Source organism: Kitasatospora sp. NPDC087271 (assembly GCF_044744605.1).
Lineage (GTDB): Bacteria > Actinomycetota > Actinomycetes > Streptomycetales > Streptomycetaceae > Kitasatospora.
Genome location: NZ_JBIUYQ010000009.1, coordinates 94,935 through 116,460, shown reverse-complemented (window position 1 = coordinate 116,460; position 21,526 = coordinate 94,935). Strand labels below are relative to the sequence as shown.

21 protein-coding genes and 2 pseudogenes are annotated in these 21,526 nt (G+C 71.2%); 12 read left to right on the top strand and 11 right to left on the bottom strand.

Annotated elements, in window-relative coordinates; translation table 11 throughout:
* Positions 1 to 31 precede the first annotated feature (31 nt).
* Both ACIO9K_RS17660 and ACIO9K_RS17655 read left to right on the top strand, forming a co-directional pair.
* The gene (locus tag ACIO9K_RS17660; protein ID WP_400330756.1) at positions 32 to 958 is read left to right on the top strand and encodes a LysR substrate-binding domain-containing protein; all 927 of its coding nucleotides are present in this window, start codon (positions 32 to 34) and stop codon (positions 956 to 958) included.
* A gap of 205 nt (positions 959 to 1,163) precedes the next feature.
* On the top strand, positions 1,164 to 2,075 hold the full coding sequence (locus ACIO9K_RS17655) for an MBL fold metallo-hydrolase (RefSeq protein WP_363620711.1): 912 nt from the start codon (positions 1,164 to 1,166) through the stop codon (positions 2,073 to 2,075).
* Between the two features lie 171 nt (positions 2,076 to 2,246).
* Here ACIO9K_RS17655 and ACIO9K_RS17650 read toward each other — a convergent pair whose 3' ends face one another.
* Positions 2,247 to 3,377 (bottom strand): alpha/beta fold hydrolase, encoded by a 1,131-nt coding sequence (locus ACIO9K_RS17650; RefSeq protein ID WP_400330753.1) that lies wholly within the window; start codon positions 3,375 to 3,377, stop codon positions 2,247 to 2,249.
* A gap of 10 nt (positions 3,378 to 3,387) precedes the next feature.
* Positions 3,388 to 4,893 (bottom strand): type 2 lanthipeptide synthetase LanM, encoded by a 1,506-nt coding sequence (locus ACIO9K_RS17645; RefSeq protein WP_400331078.1) that lies wholly within the window; start codon positions 4,891 to 4,893, stop codon positions 3,388 to 3,390.
* On the opposite strand from ACIO9K_RS17645, the pseudogene ACIO9K_RS17640 reads away from it, so the two are divergent.
* The 3 genes and pseudogenes from ACIO9K_RS17640 to ACIO9K_RS17630 all read left to right on the top strand — a co-directional run.
* Positions 4,870 to 4,947: pseudogene (locus ACIO9K_RS17640) on the top strand (hypothetical protein); the annotation flags it as partial. The gene ACIO9K_RS17645 and the pseudogene ACIO9K_RS17640 overlap by 24 nt on opposite strands.
* 288 nt (positions 4,948 to 5,235) lie before the next feature.
* Entirely contained in the window at positions 5,236 to 5,457 is a 222-nt protein-coding gene (locus ACIO9K_RS17635) for a hypothetical protein (RefSeq protein WP_400330750.1), read from the top strand.
* Positions 5,458 to 5,459: 2 nt separating this feature from the next.
* The gene (locus ACIO9K_RS17630) at positions 5,460 to 5,888 is read left to right on the top strand and encodes a hypothetical protein (RefSeq protein WP_400330747.1); all 429 of its coding nucleotides are present in this window, start codon (positions 5,460 to 5,462) and stop codon (positions 5,886 to 5,888) included.
* Positions 5,889 to 6,169: 281 nt separating this feature from the next.
* Here ACIO9K_RS17630 and ACIO9K_RS17625 read toward each other — a convergent pair whose 3' ends face one another.
* The gene (locus ACIO9K_RS17625) at positions 6,170 to 6,616 is read right to left on the bottom strand and encodes a nitroreductase family deazaflavin-dependent oxidoreductase (RefSeq protein WP_400330744.1); all 447 of its coding nucleotides are present in this window, start codon (positions 6,614 to 6,616) and stop codon (positions 6,170 to 6,172) included.
* 213 nt (positions 6,617 to 6,829) lie between these two features.
* Positions 6,830 to 7,351: a MarR family transcriptional regulator gene (locus ACIO9K_RS17620; protein WP_363620724.1), complete on the bottom strand. Its 522-nt coding sequence runs from the start codon at positions 7,349 to 7,351 to the stop codon at positions 6,830 to 6,832.
* A gap of 127 nt (positions 7,352 to 7,478) precedes the next feature.
* Here ACIO9K_RS17620 and ACIO9K_RS17615 point away from each other — a divergent pair, with 127 nt between their 5' ends.
* On the top strand, positions 7,479 to 8,705 hold the full coding sequence (locus ACIO9K_RS17615; protein ID WP_400331075.1) for an FAD-dependent monooxygenase: 1,227 nt from the start codon (positions 7,479 to 7,481) through the stop codon (positions 8,703 to 8,705).
* A gap of 145 nt (positions 8,706 to 8,850) precedes the next feature.
* Here ACIO9K_RS17615 and ACIO9K_RS17610 read toward each other — a convergent pair whose 3' ends face one another.
* Together ACIO9K_RS17610 and ACIO9K_RS17605 are read right to left on the bottom strand one after the other, a co-directional pair.
* Complete coding sequence (locus ACIO9K_RS17610) at positions 8,851 to 9,414, bottom strand: DoxX family protein (RefSeq protein ID WP_400330741.1); 564 nt, start codon at positions 9,412 to 9,414, stop codon at positions 8,851 to 8,853.
* Between the two features lie 282 nt (positions 9,415 to 9,696).
* Positions 9,697 to 10,278, bottom strand: coding sequence for a TetR/AcrR family transcriptional regulator (locus ACIO9K_RS17605; protein WP_400330738.1), 582 nt, complete (start codon positions 10,276 to 10,278; stop codon positions 9,697 to 9,699).
* Between the two features lie 84 nt (positions 10,279 to 10,362).
* On the opposite strand from ACIO9K_RS17605, the gene ACIO9K_RS17600 reads away from it, so the two are divergent.
* Complete coding sequence (locus ACIO9K_RS17600; RefSeq protein WP_363620730.1) at positions 10,363 to 11,244, top strand: SDR family oxidoreductase; 882 nt, start codon at positions 10,363 to 10,365, stop codon at positions 11,242 to 11,244.
* A 186-nt stretch (positions 11,245 to 11,430) separates the two neighbouring features.
* Here ACIO9K_RS17600 and ACIO9K_RS17595 read toward each other — a convergent pair whose 3' ends face one another.
* A complete protein-coding gene (locus tag ACIO9K_RS17595) occupies positions 11,431 to 12,054 on the bottom strand; it encodes a DUF4240 domain-containing protein (RefSeq protein ID WP_400330735.1) in 624 nt (207 codons plus the stop codon).
* Positions 12,055 to 12,204: 150 nt separating this feature from the next.
* On the bottom strand, positions 12,205 to 12,834 hold the full coding sequence (locus ACIO9K_RS17590; protein WP_400330732.1) for an isochorismatase family protein: 630 nt from the start codon (positions 12,832 to 12,834) through the stop codon (positions 12,205 to 12,207).
* Positions 12,835 to 13,073: 239 nt separating this feature from the next.
* Between ACIO9K_RS17590 and ACIO9K_RS17585 the strand changes: the two genes are divergently transcribed.
* Positions 13,074 to 13,541, top strand: a complete 468-nt coding sequence (locus ACIO9K_RS17585) for a MarR family winged helix-turn-helix transcriptional regulator (protein ID WP_400330729.1) — start codon at positions 13,074 to 13,076, stop codon at positions 13,539 to 13,541.
* 89 nt (positions 13,542 to 13,630) lie between these two features.
* Here ACIO9K_RS17585 and ACIO9K_RS17580 read toward each other — a convergent pair whose 3' ends face one another.
* Together ACIO9K_RS17580 and ACIO9K_RS17575 are read right to left on the bottom strand one after the other, a co-directional pair.
* Positions 13,631 to 14,308: a GAP family protein gene (locus ACIO9K_RS17580; protein WP_363620737.1), complete on the bottom strand. Its 678-nt coding sequence runs from the start codon at positions 14,306 to 14,308 to the stop codon at positions 13,631 to 13,633.
* A 276-nt stretch (positions 14,309 to 14,584) separates the two neighbouring features.
* Positions 14,585 to 15,805: pseudogene (locus ACIO9K_RS17575) on the bottom strand (RNA-guided endonuclease InsQ/TnpB family protein).
* A 155-nt stretch (positions 15,806 to 15,960) separates the two neighbouring features.
* On the opposite strand from ACIO9K_RS17575, the gene ACIO9K_RS17570 reads away from it, so the two are divergent.
* The 3 genes from ACIO9K_RS17570 to ACIO9K_RS17560 all read left to right on the top strand — a co-directional run bounded on the left by ACIO9K_RS17570 (position 15,961) and on the right by ACIO9K_RS17560 (position 19,227).
* Positions 15,961 to 16,551, top strand: a complete 591-nt coding sequence (locus ACIO9K_RS17570; RefSeq protein WP_400330726.1) for a hypothetical protein — start codon at positions 15,961 to 15,963, stop codon at positions 16,549 to 16,551.
* A 143-nt stretch (positions 16,552 to 16,694) separates the two neighbouring features.
* Positions 16,695 to 18,047 carry a Dyp-type peroxidase gene (locus ACIO9K_RS17565; RefSeq protein ID WP_400330723.1) on the top strand — a complete coding sequence of 451 codons (1,353 nt, stop codon included), beginning with the start codon at positions 16,695 to 16,697 and terminating at the stop codon, positions 18,045 to 18,047.
* Between the two features lie 55 nt (positions 18,048 to 18,102).
* The gene (locus ACIO9K_RS17560; protein ID WP_400330720.1) at positions 18,103 to 19,227 is read left to right on the top strand and encodes a catalase family protein; all 1,125 of its coding nucleotides are present in this window, start codon (positions 18,103 to 18,105) and stop codon (positions 19,225 to 19,227) included.
* A gap of 84 nt (positions 19,228 to 19,311) precedes the next feature.
* Here the strand turns inward: ACIO9K_RS17560 and ACIO9K_RS17555 are convergent, their stop codons facing one another.
* Complete coding sequence (locus ACIO9K_RS17555; protein ID WP_363586646.1) at positions 19,312 to 20,217, bottom strand: hypothetical protein; 906 nt, start codon at positions 20,215 to 20,217, stop codon at positions 19,312 to 19,314.
* Positions 20,218 to 20,484: 267 nt separating this feature from the next.
* On the opposite strand from ACIO9K_RS17555, the gene ACIO9K_RS17550 reads away from it, so the two are divergent.
* A complete protein-coding gene (locus ACIO9K_RS17550) occupies positions 20,485 to 21,411 on the top strand; it encodes a DUF4232 domain-containing protein (RefSeq protein WP_400330717.1) in 927 nt (308 codons plus the stop codon).
* Positions 21,412 to 21,526: the final 115 nt, after the last annotated feature.

Genomic DNA, 21,526 nt, shown 5'->3' with positions numbered 1-21,526 from the left:
GCGGTGCCCTGCTCCCGGTTCGGTCGAGGTCATGGAATTTCGTCAGTTGCGGTACTTCGTGGCGGTGGCGGAGGAGTTGCACTTCGGTCGCGCAGCCGAGCGGTTGATGATCGTGCAGTCGGCCGTCAGCCAGCAGATCGGCCGGCTGGAACGCGAGCTGGGCGTCGAGTTGTTCGACCGCTCGGGGCGGCGCGTGCGGCTGAGTGCCGCGGGGGCGGCGTTCCTGCCCGGAGCCCGTGAGGTGTTGGCGGCCGGCCAGCGGGCCCTGGACCTGGTCGGCGGCTTCGTCGCCGAGCGGGAGAGCGTGCTGCGCGTCGGGACGAGCCGGGGAATGGGCGTGCGGTTGGAACGGGTGCTGGAGGCGCTGGAGCGAAACGCGCCCGGCACCCGGGTGGAGTTGGCCTCGGCGGCGCCGGAGGAACGCCTGCGGCGGGTCGCCGACCGGGAGTGGGACGCGGCCTTCGTACGCGGGGAGGTGGCGGCGCCGCAGGGCGTGCGGCTGATCCCGGTGTGGCGGGAGGAACTCGTGGTCGCCCTGCCGGCCCGCCACCCGCTGGCCGGGGCGGACGCGGTCGACCTCGCCCGGCTCTCGGAGCTACCGCTTCACCTGACGGAACGCCGGAGCAACCCGCCGCTGGTCGATCTGGTCACGGCTGCCTGCCGGGACGCCGGGTTCGAGCCCGCGCCCGGACCACCGCACAGCTCGCTCCAGGACACCCTTGCGGCGCTGGGCGCGGGTGTTGCCGGCTGGACGGTGGTGTACGCGGCGCACGCCCACCAGCTGCGCGCCGGCCAGGTGGCCTTCCTGCCGGTGCGCTCCCCGGCCGGGGAGCGGAGCGCAGAGGCGGCGCTCTCCCTGCCCACCGTGTTGGCGGTGCACCGAGCCGCCGCCCCCGAGCGCGTGCGCTTCCTGCTGGAGGCCTGTCGGGAGGCGGCGCGCGACGATCGCGATTCGTGATCGCCGCGAACTCGAAGTGCTGCTGGATCGCGAGCTCCAACCGGAGTGAACTGGACACCCGCGGGTCACCGCCGCCGACGCGGCCGGTACCGCCGACCACGGTTGCCCACTCGATCCGCGGGCCGTGCCCTGCCCGGCACACCCGCCACCGGGCCGGCGCCGCACCCGGTCCTCCCGGACCGCCAACCGTTCTTAAGGAGCGACCATGACGGACACCACGACGGAACAGGGCACGGACCGGACGCCGTTGGCCGAGCGACTGCGGCGACCGGCGCTGACACGATCACTGCGACTCGGCGACACGAAAGTGACCTACGTGCCGGACGGGGCGGTGGAACTCAGCGCGCGCGGCTGGTTCCCCCGCAGCACGGACGAGGACTGGGCCGCCCACCCCGAGTACCTCGACGACTCCGGCAACCTGGCGGCGGGCATCGGCGCGCTGCTGGTGGAGCACGGCGACCGTGCGCTGCTGATCGACACGGGCTTCGGCCCGCAGTCGATTCCGGCGCAGCCGGGCAATCCGCGCGGGGCCATCCACGGCGGTGCGCTGCTCGACAACCTGGCCGCACTGGGCCGTCCGCCGGCCACGATCGAGGCCGTCGCCATCACCCACCTGCACCTCGACCACATCGGCTGGGCCTGGCACCCCGCCCCGGACCGCGACCTGCCCGCGTTCGCCGGCCGCGACCTCCTGGTCGCCGCACCCGAATGGGCACACCGCCACCTCCTGGCGGCGCGCGGCATCACCGACGAGATCCTCCAGGCCATGGCACCACAGGTGCGCACCGTCCTCGACGGCGACGAGATCTTCCCCGGCGTGCACGTGCTGCTCACCCCCGGTCACACCGCCGGGCACGCGTCCTACGTCATCACCGGGGGCGGCGAGCGGCTGATCGCCTTCGGCGACGCCATGCACTCGCCGGTCCAGGTGGACCACCCCGACTGGTCGGCCGCCGCCGACCTCGACCCCGACCGGGCCGCGCGGGAACGCCGGCGCCTGGTCGCCGAGTTGGCCCGACCGGGCACGATCGGCTTCGGCGTCCATTTCGCGGACGTGGTGTTCGGCCGGGTCCACCTCGACGGGGACGGCCCCGCCTGGCGAGCCGTCGCGGGCTGACCGTCCGTCCCGTGTCCTTCGCCTGGCACGCACGCAACGGCCGCCTGCCCGACATCCCCGAGAGCGGCAGCTCCACCGACCTCCCGAACCTCAGCCGGGCCGTTGGTGCCGTTGGGGACAGGGGACCGCTTCTGGCCCGCGAGGTCCAGCGCCACGTCGACGTTCCGCTCTCTACGCGGTGTGCTCGCGAATGATTTCGCCGATCTGCTGGGGAAGTCCGGGGGAGAACAGCGTGTGCCCCATGCCGAAAATCGGCTGGAATCGGGAGTGAGGGATTTCATCGGCGAGGGCACGGCCATGCGGTGGCGGGCGCAGGGGATCTTCTGTGCCGTGCACGACCAGTGTCGGGGCCTTGATCGAGGATAGCGGAGCAAGGCGGTCCTCAGTCATCTGGCGTCCAGCCATATCGTGGTTGAGGGCCGCGCTGTGGTTGCCGGTCCGGTCGAAGGAGGCTTCCACGAAGCGGCGGGCGGCAGGCTTGTCGAAGGGAAGGATGTCGCCGTTGAGCACTCGCCACGTCTCCAGGTTCGCTGTGACGTACTCGTCGCGAGTCCCCTGCGGGAGAGCGGCGCGTTGTGCGAGGTGCGTCAGGAAGCGTGCCGTGGGTGGCGGCAGGTCGCTGGGGTCGGGCGCCTGGCCAGCCATGGCGCGCGCCCAGGCCGGGCCCGCACTGTGGCCCATCGGGCCGGCCATCATCGCGGTCAGGGTCAGTACGCGTTCAGGGCGGTGCACGGCCAGCCATTGGCCGATCGCGCCGCCCAGGGACGCCCCGACGATGTGCGCGACGGCTACTCCGTGGCCGTCGAGCACGGCCGTCGCATCGGCGGCCATGTCCGCCAGCGTGTAGGGGTTGGTGGCGAAGTCCAGGCAGGTGGACCGGCCGGTGTCCCGGTGGTCGTAGCGGATGACCTGGCGACCGCCGGCGGCCAGCGCATCCACCAGCTCGTCCGGCCATCCGATGCTGGGTGCGGCGGTCCCCATCACCAGCAGGACCGCCGGGTCGTTCGAATTGCCGACCCGTTCGGTCCACAGTCGCAATTCACCGGATTCGACAATTAATTCAGCACTCACAGCCATGGGCGCCAACATAGCGAACGCGGCATCAATTTTCCATATCCCCACCGGATATGACTTTCCATCGCCATTCTGGTAAAATACCGAATAGGTCGCGGGCTTCAGAAGTGGTCGACCAGGTAAAGGCCATCCGAGATGGCGCATGAAGGCCCCCTGCTCAGGCAGGTAGCAGGTGGTGGCGGGATCGTCGCCCAGCACCGGCGCGGAGGCACTGCCGTGGACGCGCACGCCGATCGCCTCAGCCAGGCCCTCGACCTCGCAGGCCCGGCCGTAGCCGTCGGGCTGGTCGCTGGGGGGGTGGCGCTCCGGTCCCGCGAGTCACGGCCGCCGTCGGCGCGGCGGCCGCGCGGCGGACCTGGTAGGCGGCCAGCAGGTGGGCGGTGCCCTCGAACCAGACGCCGCTGGTGTCCTTACCGCTGAAGCCCACCCCGCTGTACGGGCCGTCGGTGGCCGCCATCCGCCCGGCCGCCCAGTCGACGGCGGGCGCGCAGGACAGGTCGAGGGTGGCCAGGTAGCTCCAGGTCTGCACGTCCTCCGGCTCGACGTCGTCGCGGTAGCGCCGGGTGAGCGCCATGCCGGCCCAGGCCATGTTCCCGGTGTAGACGGAGAACCCGCCGACGTACGGCTCGCCGGAGGGGGTCCTGACGAAGGGGTCCGGCTCGTAGGAGGCGCGGATGCGGCTGTCCGGGGTGATGTCGTGGGCCTGGGCGTACAGCAGGCTGTCGCCGAGCGCCGTGGCGTGGGCGACGTCGTCGGTTCCGCCGCGTTGCAGGAACGCGGTGATGACGAGCGCGTTGTCGTACGTGAAGGAGGCCTGGAAGACCGGCACCAGTTTGAAGAGCTGGTTCTCGTCGCTGTGGTCGCACGGGCCGTTGCCGGGTGTCGCGATGCTGTTCGGCACGCTCGCACCGGGCCACGGTGGGTATCCGGCGCGGAAGCCGGCGACGAGGGCCTCGATGTACCCGGCCGGGTCCGCTTCGGCTCCGTCGTGCAGGGGGCGGTTCCCGGCGCCGGTGATCTCTCCGGCCCGGCGGATCAGTCTCATCTCGTCCGTACCGCCGGCCGCCCAGTCCACACCCTCCACCGGTGAGCGGCGCCCCGCGTCACCGCCCAGGCCCGAGACGTCGACCGCCCTCTCGTCGCCGAGCAACAGACGCGGCAACAGGCCGCTGCGGTACACCGAGGACTCCAGCGCGCGAGCCGCCGGATCCTCCTGCGAGTCGGCCGGGACGCACGGATGGAAGAGGGTCTCGACATCGACCAGGACGGGTTCGTCCCCACAGGCGATCAGGTTCTCGAAGTGCAGGTCGGTGCCGTCCAGTGCGTACAGCAGCGCCAGCCACGCCCCCTGCCGGAGGTAGAACCGCTCCAACTGCCGCTCCGCCGTACAGGAACCGGGCGCGACGAACTCCACCCAGCCGTACCCGTCACGCTCCAGCAGAGCGAGGACCCGCAGCCCCGGTGCACCGAGCCGCGCGTTGAACCAGCCGACCAACTCGTTGAAGCGCCCGTGCACGCGCAGCGATCTCGGCTTGTACACCACCCGGGTACCGTCGGCGAACCGCAGCACCGCGACGCTGCGCCCACGGCGGTGCCCGTCGCCCGTGGTCCGTTCGACCGCGACCAACCGCCCGGGGTCGGCGCCGGCCAGCAGGGTGGCGACGATATCGCGACGTACCTGGTGGACATTCGGGGCCACGGCGCCTCCGGCGGCCCGCGCGGTGGCGCGCCGACGCCGGAACAGGTCTGGCAGGACACCCGGACCATGGTCGACTTCGTGCACCGGCAGCAGCCGTAACTGCCGCTCTTCGTCGGCGGCCACTCGACCGACGCCGGCCTGGTACTCAACAGCCTCGACCGGATCGACGACCAGGTAGCCGGCTACGTCATCCTCGCCCCGGACTTCGGCCTGCACTCCGACACCGAACAGGTGAGCGGCGGCTCGAACTTCGCCACCGTCTGCCACGCGCCTTCGTGGTCAACGCGGTCAGCAACCACGTGCTCGACGGCCACACCGGCACTCGGGTTCGCGTACACGTCCCAGGAGGTCCAGTCAGCGAAGCTGGTCCCGCGCTACACGGTGAACATGGCACTGGCGCAGAACGCCGACGACGGCGCCGCCGTGCTGCGCGGCCTGACCAAGCCGCTCGGCGTGTGGATCGGGGCCCAGGACGAGGTGTTCAACCCGGCCCGGGTGATCGCCTACGCGGCACGAGCCGGCCGCCCGGCCGACGACACCTTCCAGACCGTGACACATGACAACCACCTCGGCATCCTGACGGACGGCGCCGCATCGATCGGCCCGTAGCGGTGCACCTGGCAGTCGACCTGACCACGGGCAGCCATGTGTCGATCACCGCCTGCCGCGCCTCCGCCATGTGGCCGGGAACGTTCTGGTCGTTCTTCGAACCCGGCCGCGTCCCCTCCGACGACCCGGTGCGGGCCTGGCTGGCGACCCCGGCGGCAGCCCCCGGGGCGCGCCCGAGCGTCGCCGTGGCGTGGCCGGACCAACTCGAACGGTTCTGCGCTGCGGAGCTGGTCCGCACCGACCAACCCGAACTGCTCGCACAGGCCGAGCTGGTCGCGGACCCGGAACTTCCCGAGGACCAGACCACACTGGTCCGACGGCACTCGGCGGCGGCACTGCCGTACGCCGTGCTGTTCCGCCACGAGGACGCGCTGAGCGTCGTCAACAAGCTGATCGGCAGCGGCCGGGGCTGCCCGCTCCCAGAACTCTGACAGCGGCGCGCCCTGCCGATGGGTTCACACCCGCCCCTCCAGGGCGTCACCTCGCTGCCGCAGGCCCCACACCAGGTACGGCAAGACACCGCGAGCCACCTCGCAGGCCGTCACCTCCGCGCCTCGATGATCTGACAGCGGCGGACCACCATACGAAGGTCTCGACGCAGGGTCATCCGACGCCCGCCGTACCGGTGGTGGCGACCACGTCACCGATCCCGTGCGCGTCGCCCGTCGGCTCGGGGGCCGACCCACCGGTTTACCGCCCGAGCCGGGCGGGGTCAACGGCCGGCGGTCTCCGGCTCCAACACGAAGACAGGGATCACCCGGTCCGTCTTCGTCTGGTATTCGGCGTAGTCCGGCCAGACCTCGACCGCGCGGGACCACCACAGCTCCCGCTCCGCGCCCTCGACCTCGCGGGCCGTCATGTCCTGGCGCACGGCACCGTCCTGGAGCTCGACCCGCGGATGCGCGACCAGGTTGTGGTACCAGGTGGGGTTCTTGGGCGCGCCGCCCTGCGAGGCCACCAGGGCGTACGTCCCCTCGTGTTCCACCCGCATCAGCGGATTCTTGCGGATCTTCCCGCTCTTGGCCCCCAGGCTGGTGAGGACGACCACCGGCACGCCCCGGAGCGTCGTGCCCTCGGTGCCCCCGGAGCCCTCGTACAACGCGACCTGGTCGCTGACCCACTTCTCCGGGCTCGGCTGGTATTCGCCGCTAAGAGGCATGCTGTTCCCATCCCACTCGATGAGGACCCCCGACGGCCGGCCTGATGCCGTCCGCCCCGAGGCCCTCGCTCCGTTCGGCCGCCTCCATGATTCACCACGAGGCCGCCGCCCGATAGGAGGCGGCGCAACGGCGGGGCGCAACGGCGGGGCGTGCCGCCGCGGACCGGACGGGTGGTGATCGACGCTCAGCGGCGCGGCTGCGGCCGTGTGCGGTCAGGTGGCGGGCGGTGGCGTGTCGTCGCCGAGGAGGGCCAGGCGGGCGATGACGTCGTCGGCCAGCTTCGCGAGCAATCGGCCCAGGTCCCCGCGGTCCTGGTCCGACCAGTGCGCCGTCGCGTCCGTGAACCAGCCGATCATGGACGTCGCGTAGGCGTTCGCGGCCCTCGTCCCTTCAGCGGTCGCCTCGATGAGGCTGGCACGCCGGTCGTGCGGGTCGCCGACGCGATGGACGAGGCCGCGCCGCTCCAGCGCCTGGACCTGTCGCGTGACGTGCGGGCCGACCACCTGCATCCGTTCGGCGATCTCCCCGATGCGCAGCGGCCGGTCCGCCATGTGCAGGGTCATGAGCGCGCTCAGTGCGGGGCGGTCCAGGGCGAGTCCCGCCGCCTCGGCCGCCCGTTCGGCCAGGCGGCCGCGGGTCATGGCGTTGCTCAGCTGGGCCAGCCGGGGCAGGGCCGCCCAGACGGCTGCCGCCTGCTCGTCCGCGCCGGGGTTGTCCGGCGAGTCCGCGGTCATCGGACCACCACCTCCACTTGAATACCTAACTTAGGTATCTATATCCTGGGGCTGCGCCCGCTCTCGCGGGTGCGCTGTGCCGTCCACAAAGATACCTAAGGTACGCATCTTCGGCGTGGCCGCCAGGATGCGACCGCCAGGAGGAGAGCACACCGTGAACAACCACTCCGCGAACCGCAAGGTCCTCATCTCGGGCGCGAGCATCGCCGGCCCGGCCCTCGCCTACTGGCTCGACCGCTACGGCTTCGACGTCACCGTCGTCGAGCGGGCGTCAGCCGTACGGGGCGGCGGGTACGCCATCGACATCCGCGGCGCCGCCCGCGAGGTCGTCGACCGCATGGGGCTGCTCCCGCAACTGCGCGAGGCCCACGTGGACACGCGCAAGCTCTCGTTCGTGGACGCCGACGGGGCCCCCATCGGCTCCGTCGCCCCCGAAACCGTCAACGGAGGCGCCGCAGGCCTGGACCTGGAAGTACGGCGCGGCGACCTGGCGAGCGCCCTCTACGCTCCGCTCCGCCACCGGGTCGAATTCCTCTTCGGCGACTCCATCGCCACCCTGGACGACCGGGCGGACCGCGTCGACGTCACCTTCGACAGCGGCGCCCACCGCACCTTCGACCTGGTGATCGGTACGGACGGGCTGCACTCCAACACCCGCAGGCTGGTCTTCGGCCCCGAGGACGCGTTCCACCGCTACCTCGGCCACGTCTTCGCCGGTTTCACCCTCGCGAACGACCTGGGCCTCGCCCACGAAGGGATCATCTGGAACACGCCAGGCCGGGCGGCCGTCCTCTACGCCCACGAGCCCGCCGAGCGCGTACACGGGTTCCTCGTCCTCAAGCGGGAGGACGCCCCCGTCGACGCCTTCCGGGACCCGCAGGCGCAGCGCGAACTCGTCGCCGCCGCCTTCCCCGAGCGCGGCTGGCACATCCCGGCCCTGGTGAACGCGATGCGCGAGGCCGACGACCTGTTCTTCGACGTCGTCAGCCAGATCCACATGCCCACCTGGTCCCGCGGCCGCGTCGCCCTCGCCGGTGACGCGGCCCACGCGACCTCGTTCCTGTCCGGCCAGGGCTCCAGCGTCTCGCTCGTCGGCGCCTACCTCCTGGCCGGAGAACTGGCCGGCCACACCGACCACGCGGCCGCCTTCGCGGCCTACGAGCGCAAGGCACGCCCCTTCGTGGAGTGGAACCAGGCGCTGGCCGCCTCCGGCGGCACCGCCCTCGTCCCCGGCACCCAGGACCTGCTCGACACCCGCAACGCGACCCTGCGCAACCCCACCAACCCGGCGGGCGCCGAGGGACGCGCCGCCCACAACGGCGTGATCCTGCCGGACTACGACCACGCCGGATGAGCGCGCCCGCGTGCCGGGCTCAGCGAGTTGGACGCGGTCCTGCCGCCCGGCGGCCACACCCTGCTTCGACGGTGCCGACCAGGTCGCCGTCCAGGTCGATGCCGAGCACGTCCCGGGTGAGGGGTGCGCCTGGTTGCTGGTGGCGCTAGAGGGTCACCCCTTGCAGGGACAGCACGATGGCCGCGCCGATGCCGCCCATCCCCAGGGCGACGGCCGCACTCCACCACCCGCCCTGGCCCCACCGGAACGAACGGTCCAGCGCCAGGCGTCCGGGTCCGATGGCGGAGACCGCGATCGCGATCAGTGCCAGGCACAGCGGGTACTCCATGCCGCCCTTGTCGGCCCACAGGCCGCCGCCCGAGCTGACGGACATCGCGTTGATCATCACCCCGATCACGGCGGCGGCGGCCAGCGGGGTGAACAGCCCGAGGGCGAGGCCCAGGCCGCCGCCCAGCTCCGAGGCGCCGCCCAGCGCGGCGAAGAGCACACCGGGCCGGTAGCCCAGGGCCTCGAAGCCCTTGCCGGTCGCGCTCAGGCCGGCGCCGCCGAACAGTCCGAAGAGTTTCTGGACACCGTGGCCGGCCAGCAGCAGGCCAGCGAGCCGGAGTACCAGCAGGCCGACGTCGGCGGCGGACACCGGCGGCGGATGCGTGGAGGTCTGAGCGGCACTGCGGACGGAGGTCCGCAGCCGCTCGGCGGTCGGTTTCATGGCGAAGGTCTCCTCCCGCGCGCCGCAACCGCCGCGAGCAGGATCGCCTCTCCCGAGACGAGGCGCCGACGCGCAGATCAGATCGGCCGGGCGCGACTCGCGCCGCCGTCGACCAAGTCCAGGAACGGCCGGACCGGCACCGCCTCACCGGAGGCATCCGTGCGTCTCACCGATAACCCTCCGAGAAGGGAAGCCGTGATCCAGCACTCTCTGTGTCCACTCTACGCGGCGGCAACCGGCGGCAGGACTCCTCGTGGCGGCTGATGCGGAGCTCAGCGGAGCTCAGCGGAGCTCAGCGGCTGCCGCGCGGAGTTGGTCGAACGCGGCTCGCGTGTGGGGCTCCAGCTCGCCGGGGTCCTCGTCGCGGCTGGGGTCGGCCCACCGGGCGTAGCCGAGCCTGAACGCGAGGACGCCGAGTTCGGCGGCCACCTGCGCCGTGGGTTCCGCGACGTTCCGTCGCTTCAGCGCGTCGACCATAGCCGTGGCCATGCCGATGCTCTTCAGCACGTTGCGCGCCTGCAACTCCGCGTTCGCCTCGATCGCCGCGTGCAGCAGCGGGCTGAGCTCGCGGTTGAACGACGTCATCTCGCCCGATGCGCGTTCGAGTCCGGCCGCGACGGCCGTCATCGGCGTCGCGTCCGCAGGGGCGCCGTCGATGCCCTCGGCCAGCAGGCGGCTGAGCGCCGTCTGTCCCATGGTGAGGATCTCGCGCTTGTCGGTGAAGTGGCGGAAGAAGGTGCTCCGCGTGAGCCCTGCCCGCTCGGTGATCTGAGCGACGGTCGTCTCGTCGTAGCCCTGCTCGGCGAACAGGCCGAGCGCAGCCACGACCAGGCGTTGTCGGGCATCGGGTTTCCATCGCGGCATAGTGCCAGTCTAGATGACGGGACAAGTGTCGCATCGCGTCGTACAGTGATGGGACAACAGTCGCATCACTCCTCGGAGCTCACCATGCGCGTCTTCATCACCGGCGGCACAGGCCTGATCGGCTCCGCCGTCGTCGCCGAACTGCTCACCGCAGGCCACCTGGTCACCGCCCTCGCCCGATCCGACGCCTCCGCGGCCACCGCGAAAGCCGCCGGCGCCGACGTGCTCCGTGGCGGGCTCGCCGACCTCGACGTGCTGCGGACCGGCGCGGAACAGGCGGACGGCGTCATCCACCTCGCCTTCAGCAACGACTTCAGCTCGCCCGACGCACTCGCGCGAGGGATCGCCGAGGAGAGCGCCGCACTCGCGGCCCTCGGCGACACCCTCGTCGGCACGAACAGGCCGCTCGTCACCGCGTCCGGCACGCCCCTCGTGGTGGGACGCGCCTCGACCGAGGAAGACCCGCTGCCGCTGGACGGACCTGTCAGCGGACGCAGCCTGTCGGTGAACCGCACACTCGCACTCGCCTCACGAGGCGTACGCAGCTCGGCGGTACGACTGCCGCGCACGGTCCACAACCGGGGCCAGGGCGGGTTCGCCGGGCTGCTCACCGACATCGCCCGCGGCACCGGCGTCGCCGGCTACCCCGGAGACGGCGCGCAGCGCTGGCCCGCCGTCCACGCGCTCGACGCCGCCGTCCTGTTCCGGCTCGCCCTGGAGAAGGCCCCGGCCGGAAGCGCGTGGCACGCCGTCGCCGACGAAGGCGACGCGGTACGCGACATCGCCGCGGTCATCGGACGGCGGCTCGACCTTCCCGTCGAGCCGGTGCCGCAGGACAGTTTCGGTCCCCTCGGCCCGATCTTCGCGGCCGACCAGCCTGCTTCCAGCGCTCACACCCGCACCGCCCTCCGCTGGAAGCCGACGCACCCGGGCCTGCTCGCGGACCTGGAGAACATCGAAGCCTGAGCTGTCTGCCTGTCTGTCTGCCTGCCTGCCGGACCGGCGGCCGCCATGGGACCGGGCCCCGCTCGCCCGCCGAGCGGGGCCCGGGCCTGCTCCTCGATCCCGCTGAACACTGTGCGGCCGCCACGCGGACCGGCCCGCGACCGGAGACCGGCTCTACGGTGAACGGTGCTCTGCGACGGTTGGTGCTCAGCCGCGGAGCTCGGGCCAGCCGTCCGCGTTCGAGCAGGACTCGTAGTCGTAGCGAGTGAGGCGGTCCCACTCCGTCCCGGTCACAAGCTCGAACGCCTCCTCGTGCACGTAGAGCAGCGGTTCGCACTGTCGCGCGGTGAACGGAGCGAACCGTTCGGGATCGTGGAACACGCTCTCGTACACGTCGCGGCCCGCAGCCACGACCGCAGCTCGCGCGTACAGGAAGTGATCGCTCGACTGAGGGAACGGCGAGCCGTCGGGCAACACCGCCCCGGTGATCGGCAGCGTCCCGAACTGCTCCTGGTCCAGGCGGTGGAGCGCCTCGGCGAGACGCTCACCGAAGCCGATGATCCGGCCCAGCGGTTCGCGTGCGAGAACTTCGGTCAGACGGGCGCAGGCGGTTTCGAGGTGCTCGCACGTCTCGATAACGGCCCCACCCCCGAGGACCTCGATCAACTGCCAGAACCGCTCCCAGGTCATCACCGGCAGGTCGAGGCCGAGGTCGACGTCACTTCCCGCGGACGGTCCGGCGCTGCCCGCCTCCCCTCCGCCCGGCCCGTCCGCGTCCTCGAACGGCTCTTCCCGGCGCACCAGACGCCAGACCCCGCCCTCAAAACCCATCGCACACAGCCCTTGCCACCCGTTGCCGTCCTCTTCCGTCCGGCAGCATGCCAGCTGGCACCGACAGGCCACGGGCCACGGGCCACGGGCGAGGCGCATCCCCCCGTGGGGTGGGTCGGTGACGGCCGGGTCAGGTGAGTGCGCCGGCCGTTACGCGGGGCGGGCGGCCGCCGAGATCTGGCCGACCAGGACGGCGAAAGGCATGTCGAGGGCGGCGTAGAGGTCGCCGGCCTCGGGGGCGGCGTTGTCGGCTAGGGCCTCGACCATGAGGGTGGCGTAGTCGGAGACGGTGACGCCCGCCTGCTGCATGCGCAGCAGTCCCGCCTCGCGCTTGGCCTGGCTGAAGGTGCCGGAGGCGTCCACGGCGACGTACGCGTGGTGCCCGGCGGCCGTCGCGGCGATCGCGGGCAGCGCCGCGCACACCTCCAGGGACACTCCGGCGAAGATCAGTTTCTGCCGCCCGGTGGCCTCGATGGCCTCGCGGACCCGGCCGTCGTGCCAGGCGTTGACCGTGCTGCGGTCGATGATCCGCTGTCCGGCCGGCAGGGCCTGGACCAGTTCCGGAGTGGTCGGCCCCCACATGCTGTCGGCCGCGGTGGTGGTGACGACCAGCGGGATGCCGAGCACGGTCGCCGCGCGCGCCAGCGCGACCACGTTGTGCTTCAGCTCGCCGAGCGGGATGTCCCGGACGCCGGACAGCAGGCCCACCTGGTGGTCGACCAGGACCGCGGCGGCGTTCTCCCGGGTTACCGGCTCCAGGAACTTGCTGTGCTCGCTCATCGTGCGCTCCTTCGGGTTGAGCCACGGCTCCATTGGCCACTAGTAGTCACTGATATTGATAGTCAAGATTAGTGACTACTTTGACGCTATACCCCTGTCCCCCGGGGCGCAAGCACTGGTCAGGGCGGGGCACCGGAACGCCTGGGGTGTCGCCCGAGCCCACCGGGCGGGCGACTAAAGTTGCTGGTCACAGGGCGGAGCGCGGGGCGGGCCCAGAGACGGCGGAAGCGGGAGAGGCGTTGAGCGGACACCAGGCGGCGGAACCGGACCTCGGCGTGCTCGCCGCCCGGGTGCTCTTCTCCGTCCAGCGCGAGCTGTTCACCGTGCTCGCCGAGCAGGGCTTCGACGACATCCAGCCCCGCGCCGGCGCCGTGCTCGCCTACCTGCGTACCGACGGCATCCGCGCCAGCGAACTCGCCCGCGCCTCCGGACAGCACAAGCAGGTCATCGGGACCCTCGTCGACGACCTCGAACGCCTGGGTTACGTCGAACGCAGACCCGACCCCGCGGACCGTCGCGCCAAACTGATCCACCCCACCGAACGCGGCCTGCTCCAGATGGAGGCGGCCGCCGCCATCATGCGCTCGATCGAGGAGCGCCACGCGAAGGCGCTGGGCGCACAGGAGTACGCCGCCTTCAAGACCGCCCTCCACCACGTGGCCGACCTCCAGCGCGAGACCCGGCGCGAGACCCGGCGCGAGAACTAGGCAGTGCCGCGCCCTGTCGATCGGCGCGACCTGACGCCTCCATGGTCACGGACTTCCGCGCCAGGAATAGGGATTCACGGAGCGGCCTGTCAGGAGGTGAGGACGGAGATCCCGTCTCCGAACAGTTTCAACCCGAGGACGAAGAACAGGACCGCCATCACGGCGACGTTGTGCTGGGCTGCCCAGTCCTTCCAGTTACCGAGCGTGGTCTGGGCTCGCTCTCCCCCGAGCACGAAGACTCCCAGCGGGGCCAACAGGCCGAGGGTGGCGATCACGACGAAGACCGCCAGTGAGGCGATCTGCTGCCCTACCGGCAGTCCGGCCGAGCCGATCGCGGCGCCCGCGGCGATGGTCAGCGGGGCGTTCTTGGCGTTGAGCGCGGACAGGGCCAGTCCGAGTGCGAGGACCTTGACCGGCGTGAGGCGGTCGATCGCGCTCATCCACTTCGGCAGCTGGGCCTGCGACGGATCCTTCGGGCGCCGGTGCCACTGCCGGGCGCCGAAGAGGACGAGGAGCAGGCCCAGAACGAGCTTGAGGACTCCCACCCAGGTGGCCGGGTGATCGTGGGCAGACGCGCCTGCGGGGGAAGCGACCGCCAGCATCACCGCGCCCAACGCCGAGAGCCCCAGGATCCAGCCGACGGCGAAGAGGACTCCGTTGAGGCGTCCCCGAGGCGTGGCGAGGATGAGGATGATGGCGATGATCGGCAGTGGGCTGATCGCGACGCCGGCTGCGAGACCCAGGACGTCACCGAGAACTTTGCCCATGATTGCCTCCAGACGGGAGCCAGAGCGCGTGACGACGAACCCGGCAGGCCCAGTTCCATGATCCTGCGCTCTGACGAAGCTGTCCTCGTGAGCTTCTCGGAGCTCTGAGGGCCTCGGCCTGCTCGTTGCCCGGTGGTGCCCCCGTCGCGCTCGGGTCAGGATGAAGAGGTGAGGGCGATGGCGCCTCATGTTCGGGCGGTTGGCGACCCTCGCACCGACCATGGCAGGAGGACGTCACGTTGACTTCCTCCCCCGGCTGAAGCCGGGGGATTCCCCTCAGCCTCGCGGCTGAGCCGCTGCGCGTGAGCGCTGCGGTCGGGATGTTTCCTGCTTCACCGACGACTGCCCGCCCGGAGTTCTCCGTTGAGGTCTTACACCGTCTCCACAGGCTGTAACCGCCAGTCCGGCGGCCAGGATGTTGCGTGCCGCGTTCACGTCCCGGTCGTGCTGTGCGCCGCAGGCGCATGCCCACTCGCGGACGTTCAGTGGCATCTTCGCGGCGGTCGCGCCGCAGGCCGAGCACAGTTTCGAGCTGGGGAACCACCGGTCGATGGTCACCAGGCCCCGGCCGTACCATCGGGCCTTGTACTCCAGCATGGACCGCATCTCGGTCCAGCCCGCGTCACTGATGGCACGGGCGAGCGTCCGGCTCTTGAGCATGTTCCGGACCGTCAGATCCTCGATCACGACCGTTTGGTTCTCGCGGACGAGTCGAGTGGTGAGCTTGTGCAGGAAGTCCCTGCGGCGGTCGGCGATGCGCGCGTGCACACGGGCGACCTTGAGCCGGGCCTTCTCCCGGTTGGCGCTGCCCTTGACCTTGCGGGACAGCTCCCGCTGGGCCCTGGCCAGGCGTTCCCGGTCCTCGCGCTCGTACCGGGGGTTGGCGATCTTCTCCCCGGTGGACAGCGTCACCAAGCTGGTGATACCGGCGTCGATGCCCACGGCCGGGTTCACGGGCGCGGGCATCGACGGGCGGTCCTCGCACAGCAGGGAAACGAACCAGCGCCCCGCGCTGTCCTGCGACACGGTCACCGTGGACGGCGCAGCGCCCTGCGGCAACGGCCTGGACTACACGATGTCCAGCGGCTGGTCCATCTTCGCCAGCGTCAGCCGGCCGTCCCGGAACCGGAACGCGGAGGACGTGTACTCGGCGGACCTGCGGGACTTCTTCCGGGACTTGAACGTCGGGTACTTCGCCCGCTTCTGCCAGAAGTTGGTGAACGCCCCCTGCAAGTGCCGCAGCGCCTGCTGCAACGGAACCGACGACACCTCGGACAGGTAGGACAGTTCCCCGGTCTTCTTCCACCCCGTCAGCATCGCCGACGTGGCGTCGTAGTTGACCCGCTCCTGACGCAGCGTCCACGCCTCCGAACGGGCCTGCAACGCCATGTTGTAGACCTTCCGCACACACCCGAAGGTGCGCGACAGCTCAGCCGCCTGCGCATCCGTCGGATAGAAGCGGTACTTGAACGCCCGCTTCACGTGAGTCGTGGTCATGACTCACAACCTAGCGGGGCAATCTGTGAAGCTCGAATCCCGCACGTCACAGCACTGCGGTCCGCCCCGGGGGCGAAACGCAGCCACCTGACCCGCTACGCGGGCAGTCCAATTCCTCCCCCGGCTGAAGCCGGGGGTATCCACGGAGGTCCATGATGACCGCGACGACAGGCGCAACGCCATCGGCTCACCCCGAACGCCCGGGCAGGTCGGATGGGGTCTGCAGCGAGTTCACCGTCTTCACCAGGATCAAGCCCGGCCATGCGGATGCGCTGCGTGAGGACCTGGCCACGCTCGCCGACTCGGCGGACGACGAGAAGGTCCATGCGGCAGTACGCCAGATCGGCACCTTGCACGACGCACGGCACGTGATCTTCGACAACGACACCCGGTTCATGTTCGCCAGCGTTTTCGACGGCTCCTGGGACACCTACATCGACGACTTCGCCCAGACGGTGGTCGGGTCCCGCTTCGACAGGATCTTCTCGCACAGCGAAGGGTTCCCCGGCGTCACCGATCCCGGGGCGAAGGACTGGTTCGTCGCCCACCAGGAGCCCGCGGGGGTCTTCGTCAGCGCCTATCCCGACCTCACCGTTCAGCAGATCTACAAGGACCACCGCGTGGACGACGCGTTCCAGGAGGTGCTGGACACCCCCCAGTTCCGGGCGGCGCTGGACAACCCGGCCAACGCGGAGTTGGTGGCCACGCCGGCCTTCCAGAAGCTACTGGAGGAAGCCTCGGCATAGCACTCGGGCACGGCCGACCGTCGGAGCCCACCCGCCTTCGGTGGACCGGCTCGGCCGGTGCGAGTCCGCCGTTGCCGGGCTGTCCGGGCAGCGACAGATGCAGAGACAGATACGGAGACAGGTGTGGAGAGGCACGAGCGACCATGAACACAGCGGACAGCGGCAGCGCGGCGGGCGGGCGCGTCGAGATCGACGACGTCCAGAGCGGGGCCCTGCGTCCACGGCCCGTGCCCTACGAGGGAAGGTTCGTCTTCCTGCGCGTGGATGACCGCCACGTCGGGCGCGCCCTGCTGCGCCGGCTGCTCCCGTTGACCTCGGGCGGTCTGCCCAGCGTGGACCCGAGCCGGGATGCCTGGGTGACCGTGGCGTTCACCTACCAGGGGCTGAGGGCCCTGGGGGTGCCCCGGGAGTCGCTGGACAGCTTTCCGCGGGCGTTCCGCGAGGGCATGGCCGCTCGGGCCGGGCTGATCGGCGACGCGGGCGAGAGTGCACCGGCCCACTGGGAGGCACCGTTCGGAACCGGTGAGGTCCACATCGCGTTGAGCGCCCTCTCCTCCGACGCGGCGCAGTTGGAGAGGGAGCTGGCGCGGGCCCGTGTCGCCTACGAGGACACACCCGGTGTCCAGGTGATCTGGCAGCAGGAGGTCCACCAGCTCCCGACCGGGCGTACCACCTTCGGCTTCCGTGACGGCATCAGCCATCCGAACATCGAGGGCGTCGGGCTGCCCGGCTCCAACCCGCAGGAAGTCCCGATCAAGGCCGGCGAGTTCATCCTCGGCTACGCCGACGAAACCGGCAGCCTGCCGCCCATGCCGAGCCCTGACGTCCTGGGACGCAACGGGACCTACGTGGCCGTGCGCAAGATCCACACCAACGTGGCGGCCTGGCGCCGGTACCTGCGCGCGAACAGCTCCAGCGCCGAGGAGGAGGCACTGCTGGCGGCGAAGATGGTCGGGCGCTGGCCGAGCGGGGCGCCGCTGACGCTGGCGCCGGAGCGCGATGATCCGGAGCTGGCGGCCGATCCGCGCCGCGTCAACGACTTCCTGTACCGGGAGAACGACGACCGCGGCTTCCGGTGCCCGGCCGGTGCGCACATCCGGCGCACCAACCCCCGTGATTCCACCATCATCGGCGACGCACGGATGCACCGGCTCATCCGGCGCGGCACGACCTACGGCCCGCCGCTGCCCGAGGGCGTGCTGGAGGACGACGGCGCCGACCGCGGCCTGGTCGGAGTGTTCATGGGGGCCCATCTGGAACGGCAGTTCGAGTTCATCAAGGCCGAGTGGGTCAACGACGGCAACTTCATCGGCTACCCCGGCGAGAAGGACCCGGTGGCCGGGCATCACGGCGGAACCGGCAGCGTCACCATCCCCGAGAAGCCGGTCCGGCGCCGCCTGCAGAACCTGCCCAGCTTCGTGGTCACCCGCGGCGGCGAGTACTGCTTCCTGCCGGGTCTGCGCGCCCTGCGCTGGCTCGCCGAGCTGGAGGGCTGAGGGCGATTCCCACCCCCTGAGGTCCGGTCGCACTCTCCGAGGAGAGGTCGGAGTCATGACAGCACAGTTCGTCCGCTACACGCCCGACGTCGAAGACGACGACCCCCACTTCGACCGCGACGTGCAGACCGTGATCGAGAAGACCGAGAGCTACATCGCCGAGTCGGTCGAGGCCGGTGGCACCGGACGGGCCCTGCGCGACGCCCACGCCAAGGGCTACGGGCTGGTCCGAGGGGAAGTGGAGATCCTGGACGGGCTGCCCCCCGAGTACGCCCAGGGAATCTACGCGACTGCGGGAACCCACGACGCGCTGATCCGCTTCTCCAACGGCTCGCCCCACGCCGGAGCCGACGCGCGTCTGGGCGCCGCCACCGGACTGGCGCTGAAGATGTTCGACATCCCCGGCCCGACCCTGCTGGAGGACGAACCGGACACGGGCACGTTCGACTACGCCAACATCAACGGACCGGTCTTCTTCTGCAACACGGTCGAGCACTACCTGTTCATCCAGGAACTGTTCCTGAACGCGCCGGCGTACTTCTCCCAGGGCCGACCCGGCGCACATCGGTTCTTCACCGAGTTCGTGACCGGAAAAGGGACGCTGGACCAGGACGACTGGGCCTGGGACGAGTTCCTGGCCTTCCTCCGCCTGTCGAAGACGCCTCCGGCGAACCTGCTGCTGTCCAGCTACTGGACGATGGGCGCGGTCCGGCACGGGGACTACATCGCCAAGGTGCGCATCACCCCCGACCCGGCCTTCGCCGCGGCGGTGGTCCGGCGCGCCATCGACCCGGCCTCGGGGGAGGAGGTCTTCCGGCCGGCCCTGCAAGCCGAGCTCCAGGAGCGCCCCTACGCCTTCGACATCCAGGTCCAGCTCTGCACCGACCTGGAGCGCATGCCGGTGGAGGACACCACCGTGGAGTGGCCCGAGCAGCTCTCGCCGTCCGTCACCGTGGCCAAGCTGCGGCTGCCGCAGCAGGACATCTCCGGCCCCGAGAACCTGGAGAGGATGGACTCGCTGTCCTTCACGCCCTGGCGGGTCACCGCCGAGCACGCGCCCCTGGGCAACATCATGCGGGCCCGCAAGGAGGTCTACCGGCGGTCCTCCATCGCGCGCCACAAGCTCAACCAGCAGCCGCGCACGGAACCCCGCAGCGCCGACGACGTGCTCGGCGCCTGACCCGGCCCGCCATCGTGAAGACGCGCCGACCGGGGCGGTCGGCCCTGGCAGCCCGCTGCCGCCGGCGTGCCAGGGCCCTGCCGGTCACTTCAGGGTGACGATCTTGCGCATGCCCAGGCCGGCGTTCGGGACGCCCGTCCGCTCGTCGGGAATCATGCAGAGCAGGACGTACCGTCCGGGCTGCAGGCCGTGGGCCTGCACGGAGGCGGTGCGGTCGCCGGACATGGCGCCGAGGCCGGTGGCCGGCCCGGTGAACGGGGACCGGGCCGGCAGGCCGCCCAGCGCGACGTCCCTCAGGTACTCCCCGATCTGCTCGTCGGTGGTGTCCGCACCGATCGGCCGCAGCTGCATCTCGTGGATCTGCTCGGACCCGTCGTGCACCAGGTAGGCCAGGTGCGCGTGGTCGACGTCCTCGGTCTGGAAACGCGGGCCCTCGGCCGTGTCCTTCTCGATCACGATGCCGTCGTCGAAGCGGACCTGGTTGTCGTTCTGACCGTTCGTGCCCACCAGGTTCAGCAGCCTGGAGACCGGGTGGGCCGGGTCCGCCCGGAACGCGGTGAGGTCCATCAGGTAGACCGGCCCGGGGCTGACCTCCTCGGTGAACTGCTCGTGCACCTGCGAGGTGACCAGCGCCCCGCCCAGCAGGTCCGCCTCACCGTTCACCGCCCGGATCCCGGCGCTCGCGGTGGCCGGCGACGGGCTGACCGCGTCGGCGAGGTCCCGGATGACCTGGTCGATGGTCACTCCCCCGTGCGGACGCAGCAGCTGTAGCTGCCGGCCGTTCGGGTCGTCCGTCTTGACCCGGAAACTGACCAGGCCGCCCTTCGCGGTGTCCGGTGCTTGCAGACCGGAGGCTCCGATGCTCACCTCGACGGGGTGGTCCTCCGGCGAGGCGGCGCCGGCCGTACCACTCGCACCGACGCTCGTCGCCAGGGCGAGGGCCGAGACGGTCACCGTCCGCACCACGCGCGCGAACACGTGCTCCACCATGAAGAATCCTTTCTGTTGGTCGCCTCCGGCGCGGAACATCCCCCACCGCGCGCGGCAGACCACGCCCCGCACCGGAAGGCGACCGGTTCGGACCATCGGACAGCGGGGTCCGGTCACCGATGGCTACGGTGCCGGCCGGCGCGCAGGGGCGCCCGCAGCTCCGACCTGCCTCGGTTCGGCGGGTGCCGGGCGGATCGTTGCGGTCCTGTTGCGCGGGCAGTGGCGCAGCTCATAGGCGTTCCGGGTGGTTCGTGATCGCATCGGCTGATGCATCAGTTCGAGAACGCCGGGAATCACCTGACGGCCCGCCGGCCGGCTGCCGGGGTTGTGGTGGTCGCGGCCTGCGCGGCCCTGCTCGTGGGCTGCGCAGACGGGGCGACGGGGATTCCGGCGGCCTCCGGCAGTGCCGGGCCGTGCGGGGCGCCGTCGCCGTCGTCGTCCCGCGATGCGCAGGCGTCGCCCGGACTCGCACAGGGCGGGGTGCGGATCACGGCCGCCAGTTCGGCCTGCGCCGAGTACGAGGTCACCAATCCGGAGGACGAGACCTCTGATGTCACAGCGGTGTTCAGCCGGCTCTCGGCGGCCGGGGGTGCGCTGGACAACGTGACGCAGGTCGTCTCCTCGCTCGCTCCGGGGGCCACCGCGAGGGGGCGGATCGAGCTGGACGGGCACGGGCAGGCGCGGCCGGGCGCCGGACCGCTGGTGAAGATCGTCCAGGTCCGCAGTGTGCCCAGCGCCGAGGCCTCGCGGCCGGGCGGCCCCTGCCCGGCCTCGGGCCTGCGGCTGTACGCGGATGACGGCGACGCCGCGATGGGCCTGCGCGCGGTCGGCCTGCACCTGCGCAACTGCGGGACGTCCGCGGTGTCCGTCAACGGCTACCCGACACTGCAACTGCTCGACGTGGAGCACCGGCCGGTCGACGGGGTGCGCTTCCTGTCCGGCGGCGCCGGGATCGCCGGCGGCACCGGCGCGGACGACCCGCCGCAGGAGATCGTGCTGCGCCCCGGAGAGGGCGCCCGTTCCACGCTGGTGTGGCGCAACACCGTGGAGGCGGGCCGGCCGGTGAACGCCCCGTACGTGCGGGTCCGGGCTACCCCTGACGCGGCCCCGGTGATGGTCGTCCCGGAGATCGACCTGGGTACCACGGGACGGCTCGGCGTCGGCGCCTGGGCCAGGGAGGACAGCCGACCGTGAGCGGGGTGCCGGTGATGCTCCCCCGGTGTGCTCTCGTGCTGGGAGAATTTTCCACGGAAAATTCTGGTCTCCGATCGCACTGCCCGGGGTGCTTCCACTCCCCCGGCAAGCCGAC